The 16,189-nt window shown below is 38.0% G+C and carries 12 protein-coding genes and 1 riboswitch; of the genes, 8 read left to right on the forward strand and 4 right to left on the reverse strand.

The genetic code is table 11. The annotated features are described in order from the left end of the window. Positions 1-221 precede the first annotated feature (221 nt). The 4 genes from purB to OEV98_RS12295 all read right to left on the reverse strand — a co-directional run bounded on the left by purB (position 222) and on the right by OEV98_RS12295 (position 3,852). A complete protein-coding gene (purB, locus tag OEV98_RS12280) occupies positions 222-1,514 on the reverse strand; it encodes an adenylosuccinate lyase (RefSeq protein WP_263073596.1) in 1,293 nt (430 codons plus the stop codon). After that, positions 1,511-2,671, reverse strand: coding sequence for a 5-(carboxyamino)imidazole ribonucleotide synthase (purK, locus tag OEV98_RS12285; RefSeq protein WP_407676516.1), 1,161 nt, complete (start codon positions 2,669-2,671; stop codon positions 1,511-1,513). Before purK ends, purB begins: the two co-directional genes overlap by 4 nt. Further along, positions 2,661-3,149: a 5-(carboxyamino)imidazole ribonucleotide mutase gene (gene purE / locus OEV98_RS12290; RefSeq protein ID WP_263073598.1), complete on the reverse strand. Its 489-nt coding sequence runs from the start codon at positions 3,147-3,149 to the stop codon at positions 2,661-2,663. The genes purK and purE overlap by 11 nt, the downstream gene beginning before the upstream one ends. Before the next feature lie 220 nt (positions 3,150-3,369). Next, positions 3,370-3,471: riboswitch (purine riboswitch) on the reverse strand. A 114-nt stretch (positions 3,472-3,585) separates the two neighbouring features. Beyond that, on the reverse strand, positions 3,586-3,852 hold the full coding sequence (locus OEV98_RS12295; protein WP_263073599.1) for a hypothetical protein: 267 nt from the start codon (positions 3,850-3,852) through the stop codon (positions 3,586-3,588). A 449-nt stretch (positions 3,853-4,301) separates the two neighbouring features. Here OEV98_RS12295 and OEV98_RS12300 point away from each other — a divergent pair, with 449 nt between their 5' ends. The 8 genes from OEV98_RS12300 (at position 4,302) to OEV98_RS12335 (ending at position 16,175) form a co-directional block, all read left to right on the forward strand. After that, positions 4,302-6,311 carry a peptidoglycan D,D-transpeptidase FtsI family protein gene (locus OEV98_RS12300; RefSeq protein WP_263073600.1) on the forward strand — a complete coding sequence of 670 codons (2,010 nt, stop codon included), beginning with the start codon at positions 4,302-4,304 and terminating at the stop codon, positions 6,309-6,311. Positions 6,312-6,420: 109 nt separating this feature from the next. Further along, entirely contained in the window at positions 6,421-7,968 is a 1,548-nt protein-coding gene (gene pruA / locus OEV98_RS12305; RefSeq protein WP_263073601.1) for an L-glutamate gamma-semialdehyde dehydrogenase, read from the forward strand. 226 nt (positions 7,969-8,194) lie between these two features. Next, complete coding sequence (locus OEV98_RS12310) at positions 8,195-8,662, forward strand: YueI family protein (RefSeq protein WP_263073602.1); 468 nt, start codon at positions 8,195-8,197, stop codon at positions 8,660-8,662. Between the two features lie 350 nt (positions 8,663-9,012). After that, the gene (gatC, locus tag OEV98_RS12315; RefSeq protein ID WP_263073603.1) at positions 9,013-9,303 is read left to right on the forward strand and encodes an Asp-tRNA(Asn)/Glu-tRNA(Gln) amidotransferase subunit GatC; all 291 of its coding nucleotides are present in this window, start codon (positions 9,013-9,015) and stop codon (positions 9,301-9,303) included. 12 nt (positions 9,304-9,315) lie between these two features. Further along, a complete protein-coding gene (gene gatA / locus OEV98_RS12320) occupies positions 9,316-10,773 on the forward strand; it encodes an Asp-tRNA(Asn)/Glu-tRNA(Gln) amidotransferase subunit GatA (RefSeq protein WP_263073604.1) in 1,458 nt (485 codons plus the stop codon). A gap of 14 nt (positions 10,774-10,787) precedes the next feature. After that, positions 10,788-12,218, forward strand: a complete 1,431-nt coding sequence (gene gatB / locus OEV98_RS12325) for an Asp-tRNA(Asn)/Glu-tRNA(Gln) amidotransferase subunit GatB (RefSeq protein WP_263073606.1) — start codon at positions 10,788-10,790, stop codon at positions 12,216-12,218. A gap of 1,928 nt (positions 12,219-14,146) precedes the next feature. After that, complete coding sequence (locus OEV98_RS12330) at positions 14,147-15,412, forward strand: S8 family peptidase (RefSeq protein ID WP_407676510.1); 1,266 nt, start codon at positions 14,147-14,149, stop codon at positions 15,410-15,412. A gap of 511 nt (positions 15,413-15,923) precedes the next feature. After that, positions 15,924-16,175 carry an SRPBCC domain-containing protein gene (locus OEV98_RS12335; RefSeq protein WP_263073607.1) on the forward strand — a complete coding sequence of 84 codons (252 nt, stop codon included), beginning with the start codon at positions 15,924-15,926 and terminating at the stop codon, positions 16,173-16,175. Positions 16,176-16,189: the final 14 nt, after the last annotated feature.

Raw genomic sequence — 16,189 nt, forward strand, 5'->3', positions numbered from 1 at the left:
GTTTAGAAAAGATGTACTTTTAATTAGAAGTCTGTTTTTCGTATAATGGCAGTTTTGTAGATAATCTCGCAGAATGAATACTTGGGAGCGAGAGTTCAGCCTCCTTGTCGCTCTCCTCACCTGTCTCGCCTTCCTGCGGGAGTCTTCGTGTATTCATTTTGCTCAGGAATTCATATGAGATTTTACTTACCCTAGTCTTAGAAAAATTATGCTTGAAAAATTTAAAGTCCAAGTTTGGCAAAGATTGTATCGACGTGTTTTAGATGGTAGTTATAGTCAAAGCAATCATCGAGTTCCTTTGTTGTGAGCAGATTCGTGATTTTGTTATCTGATTCAAGTAGGGAGCGGAAGGGGACTTGTTTTTCCCATGCTTCCATTGCTCGTGGTTGAACGGTGTCATATGCCTCCTCTCGGGATAACCCTTTTTCAATGAGAGCTAGCAGTACACGTTGCGAATAAATTAGTCCGAGTGTTCGGTCCATATTTCGCTTCATATTTTCAGGAAATACGGTTAAATTTTTTACGATATTGGCAAAGCGGTTTAGCATGTAGTTAAGTGCAATGGTAGCATCTGGTAAAATTATTCGCTCTGCAGAGGAATGGGATATATCACGCTCATGCCAAAGGGCGACATTTTCATATGCAGTAAGCATGTATCCACGAATAACGCGAGCGATTCCTGTCATATTTTCTGAACCGATAGGATTGCGTTTATGTGGCATGGCAGAAGAGCCTTTCTGTCCTTTTGCAAAAAATTCTTCGACCTCCCGTGTCTCACTCTTTTGCAGCCCACGAATTTCAGTGGCAAATTTTTCGATGGATGTTGCGATTAATGCAATAATCGAAAGATAATGGGCATGACGGTCGCGTTGCAGTGTTTGGGTAGAAATAGCTGCAGGTTGCAGACCTAGCTTCTTGCATACATAGCTTTCAACAAAAGGATCAATATTGGCATACGTTCCTACTGCACCAGAGATTTTTCCAAATTCTACTCCAGCTGCAGCTTGCTTCAAGCGTTCGAAGTTTCGTTGCATTTCTTCATGCCAAAGGGCAAGCTTCAATCCGAAGGTTGTTGGCTCGGCATGTACCCCATGGGTTCGCCCCATCATGACGGTGTATTTATGCTCACTAGCTTTTTTCTTTAAAATTGCAAGGAAGTTTTCCATATCTTTAATTAAAATTTGATTTGCTTGTTTTAGTAGATAGGAAAGTGCAGTGTCTACTACATCGGTGGAGGTTAAGCCATAATGAACCCATTTTTTCTCCTCACCAAGTGTTTCGGAAACTGCCCTTGTGAAGGCAACGACATCATGTCTTGTTTCTTCCTCAATTTCGAGAATACGTTGAATATTAAAAGACGCATGCTTTCGAAGCTGCTCCACATCTTCCTTTGGTATTACCCCGAGAGTTGACCACGCTTCACAGGCAAGGATTTCTACTTCTAACCATGCTTGATATTTATTTTCATCAGTCCAAATCGCTCCCATTTCAGGTCGTGTATATCTATCGATCATTGTGTTGATCCTCCGATCGTTGCTTTTTCTGATTTCCAAATTTTGCTTTCTTCAATTTCCTTGAGTGCTTCTTCGATTGACTCTCGCAATAAAGTAACATGCCCCATTTTACGGTTATGTTTTGCTTCTTTTTTTCCATAAAGATGGATTTTCCAATCGTTTAGCACATGTATTTTCTCTAGTAAAGCTGACTGATGCTGTCCGAGAATATTCACCATGACCACTGATTTTAACAGTGATGTACTACCAAGCGGCCAATTGGTAACCGCGCGGACATGCTGTTCAAACTGGGAGGTTTCACACGCCTCGATGGAAAAATGCCCGGAATTATGTGGCCTTGGTGCTAATTCATTAATATAAATTTCATCATTTGCTGTTAAAAACATTTCAACAGCAAGTGTACCAACCAATTGAAGCGTGGCTGCAATGCTTTTCGCTGCATCGATTGCTTTTCCTTCTATTCGTTTTGAAATCCGAGCAGGTACTATGGTTTGATGAAGAATATTATTTTTATGGATATTTTCTGCTACCGGAAAGACTGCAACCTCACCTTTTGGATTTCTAGCTATAATAACGGAAATTTCTTTTTCAAAAGGTATCCACTTTTCGAGGACACATGGTCCAACATCGAGTAATTTTGCCGCCGTATTCAAATCCTCTGTATTTTTTATGACGATTTGTCCTTTCCCGTCATATCCACCACGAGCTGTTTTTAATACAGCTGGTAACTGGATTGCTTGAATAGAACGCATCAGATCCTCGTGATTATGAATGACTGCATATGGTGCTACTTCAACCCGAGAGGACTGCAATGCAGCTTTTTCACTAATACGGTTTTGGGTAATTCGTAAAATTTTTGTACCTTGAGGGACATATGTATGATTATTTGCCAGCCATTCAAGTGCAGCAGCATCAATATTTTCAAATTCATAAGTAATAACATCTGATTTTGCAGCTAGCTGAGCAATCGCATCAAGATCACTATAGGCTCCGATAATTTGCTCGTCGGCAACTTGACCACATGGACAATCATGTACAGGATCAAGAACAATGACACGAAACCCCATCGCCTTGGCAGATAGGGTCATCATTTTGCCGAGCTGTCCGCCACCAATAATACCGATTGTTTGTCCGGGTAAAATGACATTAGTCAAGATTATCACTGCTTTCTAATACGGCATTTTTTGTCGCTTCTCTTAATCTATTTAAGCGTTGGGCAATATGAATATCATTAGTTGATAAAATTTGTGCTGCTAATAATCCAGCGTTTTTCGCACCAGCTACTCCTATCGCTACAGTTGCAACAGGAACACCGCCAGGCATTTGGACGATGGAAAGAAGGGAATCAAGTCCGTTTAAAGCCTTTGTTTGGATAGGTACACCAATTACCGGTAAGGTAGTTTTGGCAGCAACCATTCCAGGGAGATGTGCGGCCCCGCCAGCACCAGCAATAATTACTTTTATTCCATTTGCTATTGCGTTTTCCGCGAATTCAAACATTAATTCTGGTGTCCGATGTGCAGAAACTACTTTTTTCGTATAAGGAATTTCTAATTGATCGAGCATGTCACAGCTATACTTCATTGTTGACCAGTCCGATTGACTACCCATAATGACACTGACGAGAGGGTTCACTTATGTTTCATCCTTCCTTTAGTAAATGTAGGTAAGTAGAATTACATAGTTGTCTTTTCATATTTGAAAAATGAGAAAGCTACCTTTTCGTAGATTGATGGAATGTTAGAAAAATAAAAACCCGGATCAACGAACTTTCTCAAGCAAAGAGAAAGCAGTCTATCCGGGTTTGTAATAAAGATCCCATACCTAAAAAAAGGTGATTGGTCCTTTATTGTCCGCAATAACCACTTTCCCTCATAGTCCAATAATTTACGGTTACTGGGTAGAAACTTATGGGCCATATCCCCATTATTATACGAGGGAAAAACGAATCACTTTTTCTACTTTCATACTAACAATCCGTATCTCCTTTTGTCAACAAATTGTCGAACATTATATTAAAATAATCTTTTATTGTTCGTGTATTGACTGGGTATACTCTCGAAAACATTACTTAATGGTACATTTCTAAAATATTTTCCAAATCAGCAAGCATTACTTTAAGCTCATTCGCGTTTATTGGGAGTAGCAATTGATCGTAGAAAGAAATCACTTGTCCCTCGTTGCTATGCACCTGTCTTTTTAAATAGGAATATAAACTGGAAGCTTGTTTTTCACTTAATGAAGTTTCTGTTGGTATATTTTTAATACTTTTTAAAATAAAAGCATTCATCATTTGATCAAATTCTCCAGATAGTAAATTACCCTCGATAATACTCAAAAGATACCAATCCCATCTAATTATTATTGACTACGTAATTAGCATGCGGATAGATGCCGTACTTTATTCTAAAAATAAAGTACAGAAAATTAATAATTAATAATATATTCATTTTGGAAATTCGCTTTATCCTTTATAATTGGTATATAGAGTAGTGATAAAATAACTTATTACAAGGTAGATCTACCTGTAGAGGCTTATGTCTTCCGTACATTTGGAATGAAGAGGTAGGGAGTGATAGTAATAGTGATAGTTTTATAAATACAGAAATGCACTATTATTTAATGGATATATTTTTTAATGAAAATTAAAGATTTTTATTAGCAGCATCGCTTATCAAGCACCTTTGATGGTTTATAGGTAAAAATTGATTAGGAAACAAGGCATACCTTTATTTTTCCTGCATAGTAATAACCTAGTTAAACAGTTATCGAAGAAGGTTGGTAATCATGATGGAGCTACAAAGAAGGAAAAAAACAATCAATTTATCGTTACGTATGAATCTATTGTTTTTTGGTGTCTTTTTGCTATTTTCGATTTTGATTCTTCGCCTCGGAATGGTACAAATTATTCATGGAGAAGTGTATAAACAGCAGGTAGAAGAGACGGGGAATGATATTGTCAATTACCCGGTACCACGAGGAGAAATTTATGATCGCAATTACAATAAAATAGTAACGAATATGCCGGAAATGGCAATTATTTACACACCTCCAAAAAATCCGCAGCCGCAAGACCTATTAAAAACCGCAAAAAAATTAGCCCAATACATACAAATGACAGAAGAGGATATCGAAGCCGTAACGGTTCGTGATAAAAAGGATATTTGGTTACTAGAAAATAAGAATGGAGAAGAAAAAATTACAGAAGATGAGGAACAACAATACGAGAATGATACGCTCTCAGATAGTGATCTTTACAAATTAAAGCTTGAGCGGATAACAGAAGAAGAATTAGAATCGATTAATGGAAATGTCGCAAGCATTTATCGAAAATTATTTTCAGCGGTAGCCTTAAATCCAACAATCGTTAAAAACAAAGGGGTAACGAATGAAGAATTTGCACAAGTAAGTGAAAACCTTAGCGAAATGCCTGGTGTTGATGTATCTACCGATTGGCAACGGGGCTATCCATACGATACAGTGATGAGCAGTGTATTAGGAACCGTGAAGCAAGGGCTCCCGGTGGAAAGGCTCCAATATTATACATCGAAAGGCTATTATTTAAATGATCGCTATGGCAGTAGTTATATCGAAGAATTATATGAAGATATTTTGCGAGGAACAAAGGCAAAGGAAAAAATTATAACCAATAAACAAGGGGATATTGTAGAAACGGTAGCCGTTTCGGAAGGACAGGGCGGACATGATTTAGTGCTTACAATCGACATGGAGCTGCAGGCAGAAGTAGAAAAGATTATTCAGGAGGAGCTTTTACAAATGATTGCCTATCCAAGAACCGAAACATTGGATAGTGCATTTGTTGTCGTGATGAATCCGAAGACAGGTGAATTGTTAACATTAGCGGGAAAACAATATGATCGTGACAGTAAATCGTTTAATGAATATTCGCATGGTACCTTTACGCAAGCATTTGAGCCAGGATCTGCAGTGAAAGGGGCAACCGTGTTGACAGGCTATCAAACAGGGGTACTTAAGCCAGGGGATGTGAAGGTCGATGCACCATTAAATATTGCTGATACACCAGAGAAATCTTCCTATCGTCCGTTAGGTAGACTGAATGATTTAGACGCACTAAGGCTCTCCTCCAATGTGTATATGTGGTTAACGGTTATCGATATTATGGATGGGCATTATGTTCCCGGTGGAAAGCTCCCATTAAATGAAGAGAAAATCGAAACGATTCGTTATTACTTTAGTCAATTTGGATTAGGCGTAAAGACAGGGATTGGCTTTGAAAAGGAAGTGGAAGGTTTAGAGGGGGCGCCAAATATTGATATTGCCATTGGGCAGCTAGATACCTATACACCGATACAGCTAGCTCAATATGTATCAACGATAGCAAATGATGGCTACCGAATGAAACCAATAATTGTGAAAGAAATTCTTACGAAGGAAAAGGATGGCGATAGCAACGGGCAAATCGTCGAAGAAATGCAACCAACCGTTCTCAATCGAGTCGATATGAAGGATGAATGGATTAAGCGTGTGCAGGAGGGATTCTGGTTAGTAACCCATGGTTCAGGAGGTACAGCTAGTAGCTATTTTGCAAATGAACCATATGATGCAGCCGGGAAAACCGGAACAGCACAATCCTATAAAAATGGGATTGAAACGTGGAATTCTTCCTTTGTTGGCTACGCACCATATGATGATCCAGAGGTAGCAATTTCGGTTATCGTCCCGAATGCTTATTATGATGATCAACCCACACCTTATACGATATCAAGCCGAATTGCACAGCGGGTATTTCGTGCATATTATGATTTGAAAAATTGAGATAATTTAATAGAATATTAGGAAAAAAACGTCATGATTGAACAGTATATTAAAAACATGTAGAATAATAATAGGTTTCAAAATTCGCAGAATAATAGGAGGGAATTCCATGGTCCTACCATATAAGCACGAACCATTAACAGATTTTTCCAAAAAAGAATATCAAGCATCCTTTCTTGCTGGATTGAAAACAGTGGAAGGGTATTTAGGCAAAAACTATGAATTAGTAATTGGTGGAAAACGTATATCCACAGAAGATAAAATAGTGTCGAGAAATCCAGCAAATAAAGCAGAAGTAATTGGATATGTGTCAAAAGCAAATAAAGAGCTAGCAGAAAAAGCAATGCAAGTAGCCTATGAAACATTCCAAACATGGAGAAAAGTAAAACCAGAGGTACGTGCCGATATTTTATTTAAAGCAGCAGCTATTGTTCGTCGTCGCAAGGATGAATTTAGTGCATTGCTTGTAAAAGAAGCAGGGAAACCTTGGGTAGAAGCAGATGCTGACGTTGCTGAAGGTATTGACTTCATGGAGTATTACGGTCGACAAATGTTAAATCTGAAAAATGGTGTCGAAGTGAATAGTCGTCCCGGAGAATTTAATCGCTACGAATACATACCACTTGGTGTAGGTGTTGTTATTTCTCCTTGGAATTTCGCGTTTGCGATTATGGCAGGGACAACAGTAGCAGCACTTGTTTCTGGAAACACTGTTCTATTAAAACCAGCGTCGACAACTCCTGTCGTAGCAGCAAAATTTGTTGAGGTTTTAGAAGAAGCAGGTTTACCAGCAGGCGTATTAAACTATGTTCCGGGTAGTGGCGCGGAAGTAGGAGATTACTTAGTAGATCATCCAAAAACACGTTTTATTAGCTTTACTGGCTCCCGTGATGTTGGTGTACGTATATACGAAAGAGCAGCAAAAGTAAATCCTGGCCAAATTTGGTTAAAACGTGTTATTGCTGAAATGGGTGGAAAAGATACAATTGTAGTAGATAAAGAGGCAGATTTAGAATTGGCTGCGAAATCTATCGTAGCTTCTGCATTTGGTTTTGCAGGACAAAAATGCTCTGCATGCTCCCGTGCAGTTGTAGTTGAAGACGTGTACGATACAGTGTTAAATCGGGTAGTAGAATTAACGAAGGAATTAGTCGTAGGTGACCCAGCAAATCAAGAAACATTTGTTGGTCCGGTAATTGACGAAGCAGCTTACAACAAAATTCTGCAGTATGTGGAAATTGGTAAAGAAGAAGGTAAAGTTTTAGTTGGTGGAAAAGGAGATAATTCCAAAGGGTATTTCGTTAATCCAACCGTTATTGCCGATTTAGATCCAAAAGCACGTGTAATGCAGGAGGAAATTTTTGGACCGGTTGTCGGTTTTACGAAAGCGAAAGACTTTGATGACGCGCTTGCGATTGCGAATAATACCGAATACGGCTTAACTGGTGCGGTAATTTCCAATAATCGTGCACATATTGAAAAAGCGCGTGAAGATTTCCATGTAGGAAACTTGTATATCAACCGTGGCTGTACTGGCGCGATTGTTGGCTACCAACCATTCGGTGGCTTCAATATGTCAGGAACAGATTCGAAAGCGGGCGGACCAGATTACTTATTATTACATCTACAAGGTAAATCAACTGCCGAATCATTCTAATTATAATGTGTGGGGGTTTCTCTTTTTCGGAGAAGCCCTTTTTTTATTTATTAGCGGAAACATTTTCTCGCGCATAACGTATATGTATAAGGAAGTTTCACATGATGAATAGGTGGAGGTTTCTTTTTTCGAGATTATAGGTAAACTATAATGTGAAGAGAATCACTTATTTAGGAATAACCAAACACGATATGTAAACGAAAAATGCTATGAGGTGAGGATTGTCATGGGTAATGGACCGAATCTGGATGATTATATAACGCAAGGAGTGTATGGTGCAAAGGAATTGAAGCCAGATGAACGGCGCCGATTTTTAGGAACGCTTCGCGAACGAATTGTTGTTGTTTTAACAGAGGTACAGGTATATGAGGCAGCGGTATATAAAGAAATAGAAGAAGAAATGAAGCGGCACCCACAAACAAGAATGTATTTAAATGGAGAAATCCCCTACAAAATATTAAGTAAATATGTTCAAATCGCGAATAAAAGGAATATTCCCTTCACGATAGTCGAAAACAAAGGATATGATACAGATATCGGCCTCGTTCTCGCCTATGAAAGTAAGGCGATTGATAAGGAAGAAATATTTATTACAATGAATACTGTGCAAAATGAGTCAGCGACTGTGGAAAATGGAAATAAGAAAAGCACAAGCAAGGGAATAAAGGGATTCTTTAAAAAATTTCTTTCATGATTGTTAAAATAAATTGTTTTCGTATAGTTGTTGGTTTTCGTAACTCGTCTGCTCAGGAGTGTATTTCGAGTTAATTATCCGAGTACCTTTTGAAAACTATTAAATAAACAATCAGTTTCCGAAGGGATGGGAATTACCATCCTTTTTATTATATTTGAAATACAATAAGTAAACTAAATAGCAGTAGGAAACTATATTTCCACGCTTGCGACATTTTTTTCGGAAATGTTTCGGAAAGCATGCAAAACATGGTAAAATAGAGATTGGTTTTTCCATTGTTATTGCACGTAAATGTCTATATTTGCTATTATCATACATATTGTGCCGAAAAATAATTGGAGGTGACAGTTATGTCAAGAATTTCAAAGGATCAAGTAAAACACGTTGCACATTTAGCGCGTTTAGCATTTTCAGAGGAAGAAACAGAAAAGTTCACGACTAATTTAGATGCCATTATCGGCTTCGCAGAACAATTAAATGAATTGGACACTGAAAATGTTCCACCAACTTCCCACGTACTAGATATGAAAAATATTATGCGCGAAGACGTTCCTACTAAAGGATTACCAAGAGAAGAAGTATTGAAAAATGCACCGGACCACCAAGACGGAATGGTTCGCGTACCATCAATTTTAGAGTAAGGAGGGAAAATTATGTCTTTGTTTGATCATAAGCTAAAAGATTTACATGAATTACTACATAAAAAAGAAGTTTCCGTATCAGATCTTGTTAATGAATCCTACAAACGGATTGAGGAAGTAGAAGGGAAAGTACAAGCCTTTATTACCCTAGATGAAGAACATGCACGGGCAAAAGCAAAACAATTAGATGAAAAATTAGGTTCATCGGAAGAAAAAGGCTTACTGTTCGGTATGCCAATTGGAATTAAAGATAACATCGTAACAAAAAACTTACGGACGACTTGTGCAAGTAAGATTTTGGAAAACTTCGATCCTATCTATGATGCTACAGTAATGAATAAATTAAATGATGCAGAAACGATTACAATCGGAAAATTAAACATGGATGAGTTCGCAATGGGTGGTTCCACAGAAACATCGTATTTCCATAAAACCTATAATCCATGGAATTTAGAAACCGTTCCTGGCGGTTCTTCCGGTGGTTCTGCAGCAGCAGTTGCAGCAGGTGAAGTTCCATTTTCCCTAGGCTCTGACACAGGTGGTTCGATCCGGCAACCAGCGGCTTATTGCGGTGTAGTTGGTCTAAAACCAACCTATGGTCGTGTTTCTCGGTTTGGGTTGGTTGCATTTGCATCCTCCCTTGATCAAATTGGACCGATTACTCGAAATGTCGAGGACAATGCTTATTTACTTCAAGCTATTTCAGGATTGGATCCACACGATTCCACTTCTGCAAATATTGCCGTTCCTAATTTTGCACAAAGCTTAACAGGCGATGTGAAAGGATTAAAAATTGCCGTTCCGAAAGAATATCTTGGAGAGGGCGTTAAGGAATCTGTTCGAAATTCCGTATTAGAAGCATTAAAGGTATTAGAAAAGCTTGGTGCTACATGGGAAGAAGTATCATTACCACATTCCAAATATGGGGTAGCAGCATACTATTTACTTGCATCATCTGAAGCATCCTCTAACTTAGCTCGTTTTGATGGTATTCGTTACGGTTATCGTGCAAAAGATGCAGACAATTTAATTGATTTATATAAAAAGACACGTTCCGAAGGCTTCGGTGATGAAGTAAAACGCCGGATTATGCTTGGAACTTTTGCTTTAAGCTCAGGCTATTATGATGCTTATTATAAAAAAGCACAACAAACACGAACATTAATCAAAAAAGATTTTGAAGACGTGTTTGAAAAATATGATGTAATTATCGGGCCAACAGCACCAACACCGGCATTTAAAATTGGTGAATTAATTGATGATCCGTTAACAATGTATGCCAATGACATCCTAACCATTCCAGTCAACTTAGCTGGATTACCAGGAATCTCGGTTCCATGTGGTTTTGATAATGGGTTACCACTTGGCTTACAAATAATCGGTAAGCATTTTGATGAAGCAACGATTTATCGAGTGGCACATACATTTGAACAAGCAACAGACTTTCATAAACAAAAACCACAATTGTAAGGGGTGAAAGAAAAATGAATTTTGAAGCGGTTATTGGATTAGAAGTGCACGTTGAATTAAAAACAGAATCGAAAATCTTCTCACCAGCTCCAGCACATTTCGGAGCGGAACCAAATACAAATACTAATGTCATTGACCTTGGATATCCAGGTGTTTTACCAGTGTTAAATAAACAAGCGGTAGACTATGCAATGAAGGCAGCAATGGCATTAAATTGTGAAATTGCAACAGATACAAAATTTGACCGGAAAAATTATTTTTATCCAGATAATCCGAAAGCATACCAAATTTCTCAATACGATAAACCAATTGGGGAGCATGGCTGGATTGAAATTGAAGTAGGCGGCAAAAAGAAACGGATCGGGATTACCCGTCTTCATTTAGAGGAAGATGCCGGTAAATTAAACCATAGCGGTGATGGCTATTCCTTAGTAGACTATAACCGTCAAGGAACACCATTAATTGAAATTGTTTCTGAGCCAGATATTCGTACTCCAGAAGAAGCATATGCGTATTTAGAAAAACTAAAATCGATCATTCAATATACAGGCGTTTCTGATGTTCGAATGGAAGAGGGATCCTTGCGCTGTGATGCAAATATTTCCTTACGTCCAATCGGCCAAGAAAAGTTTGGAACAAAAACAGAATTGAAAAACTTGAATTCTTTTAATTATGTTCGTAAAGGATTAGAGTTTGAAATTGTAAGACAAGAAAAAGTTCTACTATCTGGTGGCGTTATCCAACAAGAAACACGTCGTTTTGATGAATCAACAGGTCAAACGTTGCTAATGCGGGTGAAGGAAGGATCTGAGGATTACCGTTACTTCCCAGAACCAGATCTTGTGGATTTATATATTGATGATGAATGGAAGGAACGTGTTCGTGCAAGCATTCCAGAGCTTCCAGATGCACGGAAAAAACGTTATGTCGAACAATTAGGCTTACCAGCGTATGATGCGATGGTGCTTACGTTAACAAAGGAAATGTCTGATTTCTTTGAAGCAACAATTGCTGAGGGAGCAGATGCGAAGCTTGCTTCCAACTGGTTAATGGTAGAGGTTTCTGCATACTTAAACTCTGTACAAAAGGAACTATCGGAAATTCCATTAACACCAGTAAGTTTAGCCAAAATGATCAAGCTTATTGAAAATGGTACACTTTCTTCTAAATTGGCGAAAAAAGTATTCAAAGAGTTAGCAGAAAATGGTGGAGATCCAGAAACGATTGTGAAGGAAAAAGGCCTTGTGCAAATATCCGACGAAGCAACACTTACGAAAATTGTTACGGAAATTCTTGATGCGAACCAACAATCCATTGAAGATTATAAAAATGGGAAAGACCGAGCAATTGGCTTCCTTGTCGGTCAAATTATGAAGGCAACAAAAGGACAAGCGAATCCTCCAATGGTTAATAAATTATTACTACAAGAAATTCAAAAACGATAATACAGTGTAGATATCATAAATCCCTTCTCGATCGGTGCATCGGGGAGGGATTTTTAATATGGGACTTAGTTTGGTTGAGCAGGTTCAAGTTTTGGATATATTTAATAGCAAGTCTGGACTTATGGACTTTGCTGAACATGCAAATTAAAAATATAAATTGGATAGCGACATTTGTTGGCTATTATTACCTGACTTTCCTTTTGATACCATTCTATCAATGGGATTATGATTGGATTTTTTACTGACCTTCCTGCGGATAGTTACAATCAAAAGGATTACAATACCTTTTTTAGCCCAAATTCCGTTTGATACATCTTATCAAAGGGATTACAATGCTATTTTTAGCACAATTTCCGTTAGATAAGACCTATCAAGGGGATTTCAAAGCATTAATTGCCGCACTTTCCTATTGATACGATCAATCAAAGGGAATTGGCCGCATTAATTGACTGACTTTCCGTTAGATACGACCAATCAAGGGGATTTCAAAGCATTTATAGAGTCACATTCCGTTAGATACGACTCATCAAGAGGAAATCCCCGCATTTAGTAATTCAATTTCCGTTAGAAACGACCAATCAAAAGGAAATCGCCGTATTTATCGTCGCACTTTCCTATTGATACGACCCATCAAAAGGAAATCCTCGCATTTAATGATTCACATTCCGTTAGATCCGACCCATCAAGAGGAAATCCCCGCATTTAATGATTCACATTCCGTTAGATCCGACCCATCAAAAGGAAATCCTCGCATTTAATGATTCACATTCCGTTAGATCCGACCCATCAAAAGGAAATCCTCGCATTTAATGATTCACATTCCGTTAGATCCGACCCATCAAGAGGAAATCCCCGCATTTAATGATTCACATTCCGTTAGATTCGACCCATCAAGAGGAAATCCCCGCATTTATCGTCGCACTTTCCTATTGATCCGACCCATCAAAAGGAAATCCTCGCATTTAATGATTCACATTCCGTTAGATACGACTCATCAAGAGGAAATCCCCGCATTTAATGATTCACATTCCGTTAGATTCGACCCATCAAAAGGAAATCCTCGCATTTAATGATTCACATTCCGTTAGATCCGACCCATCAAGAGGAAATCCCCGCATTTAATGATTCACATTCCGTTAGATCCGACCCATCAAGAGGAAATCCCCGCATTTTTCACCCCACTTTCCCTTTGATACATCGTTCAAATGGATTTTAGCCAGATTACTAAGCCTTTTCCCCAATTCCCCGCTCTTTCTACCTAAATGATTTCATCCCACAGATGGCTAGTTTGTGAATAAGGTTGGCCATAATGAAACATCCAGATTTTTTTAAGGATAGACAAATAGCACTTCTAGGGTAAGCAATAGAGGCTTGAATCAATATGAAAGCAGGATCCTTAAAAATAGGATTATGATCTAAGTGCAAGATACTATTAGCAAGGGGCAATCATTGTTGTTTCGTGATCAAATGGAGATAGTTCATTTCCGTTATGCTTTATCAAACCGAGAAAAACTTATTCACTACGCTTATCCTAAAATAGTGACTACGGACCTATTACGTAACAGTACTTTTACAAAAAATTAAAACAGTCCAAGCTGGTTGGCATAAAGAAAATCGAAAACAACACGCGCATTCTAATGGAATAATTTCTAATTGTTTATGAAAATTTTCTTCAAGAAAAAAAAATCATCTTCATTTTCATCATCAAAAATATTAGTCTCCTCGAATAGCGAAATATTCCTTAAAAATATGTAACAAATTTACTTTCGATGTCATTGGTTTATTACATTAATTAGGTAAAGAGGCTTGTATTATAAAGGGTATATTTTTAAAAATATATTATTTTTGAACTATTGTGCAAATTATCGGTTGGAAATATACTAAATATCGCTAGTCACTATTGTGTTACATAAGGGAGGAGAAAGTTTATGAGGAATGTGAAAAAATGGAGTGCAGTTTTATTAAGTTTCCTTCTTGTATTTTCAGTTTTTGGCACAAGTACATTTGCACAAACGAAGCCATTAGGCGAGCAGTATGTACAGGAAACGTTCCGCGTGTTGATTCAGGCAACCGATTCAGTGAAGGCAAAGGTACAAAATGATTTACAATTAAGCGTGCACCGTGATTTTAACAAGGAAGGCTTTACTGCGGAAGTTAATCAAAAGCAATATGAAGCACTATTAAAAAATAAAAATATTAAAGTGGAAAAGGTAGCAAAGGTGTCTGTTGCTGTTTCGGAAGTGGCTGCAAAACCAAATGCTGTTCCTAGTACACAAGTACCATGGGGAATTAAAGCAATCTATAATAATAGTAGTTTAACATCTACATCTGGCGGTAACGGTATTAAGGTTGCGATTCTTGATACAGGTGTATATACAAACCATATTGATTTACGAGATAATGTGGAGCAATGTAAGGACTTTACGTCTTCAAGCAGCTATGTAAATGGCTCTTGTAGTGATCGAAATGGTCACGGAACACATGTAGCCGGTACAGCGTTAGCAAATGGCGGATATGATGGGCTAGGTGTATATGGTGTAGCACCTGAGGCAGAGCTTTGGGCGTATAAAGTATTAGGAAATAATGGCTCTGGCTATTCTGATGATATTGCAGCAGCTATTCGTCATGCTGCAGATGAGGCGGTACGTACAGGATCCAAAGTGGTAATTAGTATGTCATTAGGATCTAGCTCGAAAGATTCCTTGATTGCAAGTGCAGTAGATTATGCCTATAGTAAAGGTTTGCTAGTCGTTGCAGCAGCCGGAAATGATGGCTATGGTAGCAATACGATTGGTTATCCTGGCGCATTACCAAATGCAGTAGCAGTCGCTGCCTTGGAAAACGTGCAGCAAAATGGAACATATCGGGTGGCAAACTATTCATCCCGTGGTAATCCATCAACAGATGGTGACTATGTCATTCAGGAACGAGACGTGGAAGTTTCCGCACCAGGATCAAATATTGAATCTACTTGGTCAAATGGTGGTTATAACACAATTAGCGGAACATCAATGGCTACCCCACATGTCGCTGGTTTAGCTGCGAAAATCTGGTCTAGTAACAAGAGCTTAACAAATGTACAATTACGTGCAGAATTACAACGTCGTGCAAAGCTTTATGATATAAAAGGTGGATATGGTGCAGCAACAGGCGATGATTATGCATCCGGTTTTGGCTTCGCACGCGTGCAATAATTAATAAATAACGAAAAACTAGATGCCGATAGGGAATCTAGTTTTTCGTTATTGTTTTTAAAGGCTGTTTGCGTATAGATTGTGGCTTTCTTTATCATCATGTTAGTGAAATTTCAATAATAAAAAGCAACCTTCCAAGAAGGTTTCCTATGTATTTCCACCAACAGCGCCTCTTTGAAAAGTATAATAAATAGTTTCAAAGTTCTAGAGAGACTCTTTATTAGAATGTTTTAATCATATTAGAAGCGCAGAATATAATTTTACAATCGTCTATTGATAGATATAATTCGGAGATAATGTCAAAAGGGTTTTAAAAAACTTGTAAAATAAAGTTCATTAGTCATTTTTAAGTAACGGGTAGCAATAGTTAAACAAGGTGATCCAAGTGGGTTGTCTTTTTTATTGGTAAAATTTCGATTTTATTTTTAGAATATTATGCTAGTATTTAAGTAGAAAAGTAATTATGCTTACGGAGCAGTAGAGTTTAATAAGAGACGAGGAGAAGAATATTATGTCTAAGAATATTTCCAAAATTTCTATTAATGCACCTGCAAACAAGGTGTGGGATTCATTGGTAAAACCAGAATTAGTTAAACAATGGCAGTACGGTAGCAATCTTCTTACAGATTGGAAAGTAGGTAGTGACATTCGTTTTCAAAGTGAATGGGAGGATCAAGTTTACGAACAATGGGGCAAAGTCTTGGCTTTCTCTCCCCATGCTTTGATTCAATACACACTCTCTTCTGACCACGTCCTGGACTAAAATTAAGGACATAT

The organism is Perspicuibacillus lycopersici, assembly GCF_025660475.1.
Taxonomy (GTDB): Bacteria; Bacillota; Bacilli; order Bacillales; family Caldibacillaceae; genus Perspicuibacillus; species Perspicuibacillus lycopersici.

Bases quoted from the DNA above. Each gene is read 5' to 3' on its own strand.
- purB (WP_263073596.1), bottom strand. From the start codon at position 1,514: ATGATCGATAGATATACACGACCTGAAATGGGAGCGATTTGGACTGAT.
- OEV98_RS12300 (WP_263073600.1), top strand. From the start codon at position 4,302: ATGATGGAGCTACAAAGAAGGAAAAAAACAATCAATTTATCGTTACGT.
- pruA (WP_263073601.1), top strand. From the start codon at position 6,421: ATGGTCCTACCATATAAGCACGAACCATTAACAGATTTTTCCAAAAAA.
- OEV98_RS12310 (WP_263073602.1), top strand. From the start codon at position 8,195: ATGGGTAATGGACCGAATCTGGATGATTATATAACGCAAGGAGTGTAT.
- gatC (WP_263073603.1), top strand. From the start codon at position 9,013: ATGTCAAGAATTTCAAAGGATCAAGTAAAACACGTTGCACATTTAGCG.
- gatA (WP_263073604.1), top strand. From the start codon at position 9,316: ATGTCTTTGTTTGATCATAAGCTAAAAGATTTACATGAATTACTACAT.
- gatB (WP_263073606.1), top strand. From the start codon at position 10,788: ATGAATTTTGAAGCGGTTATTGGATTAGAAGTGCACGTTGAATTAAAA.
- OEV98_RS12330 (WP_407676510.1), top strand. From the start codon at position 14,147: ATGAGGAATGTGAAAAAATGGAGTGCAGTTTTATTAAGTTTCCTTCTT.
- OEV98_RS12335 (WP_263073607.1), top strand. From the start codon at position 15,924: ATGTCTAAGAATATTTCCAAAATTTCTATTAATGCACCTGCAAACAAG.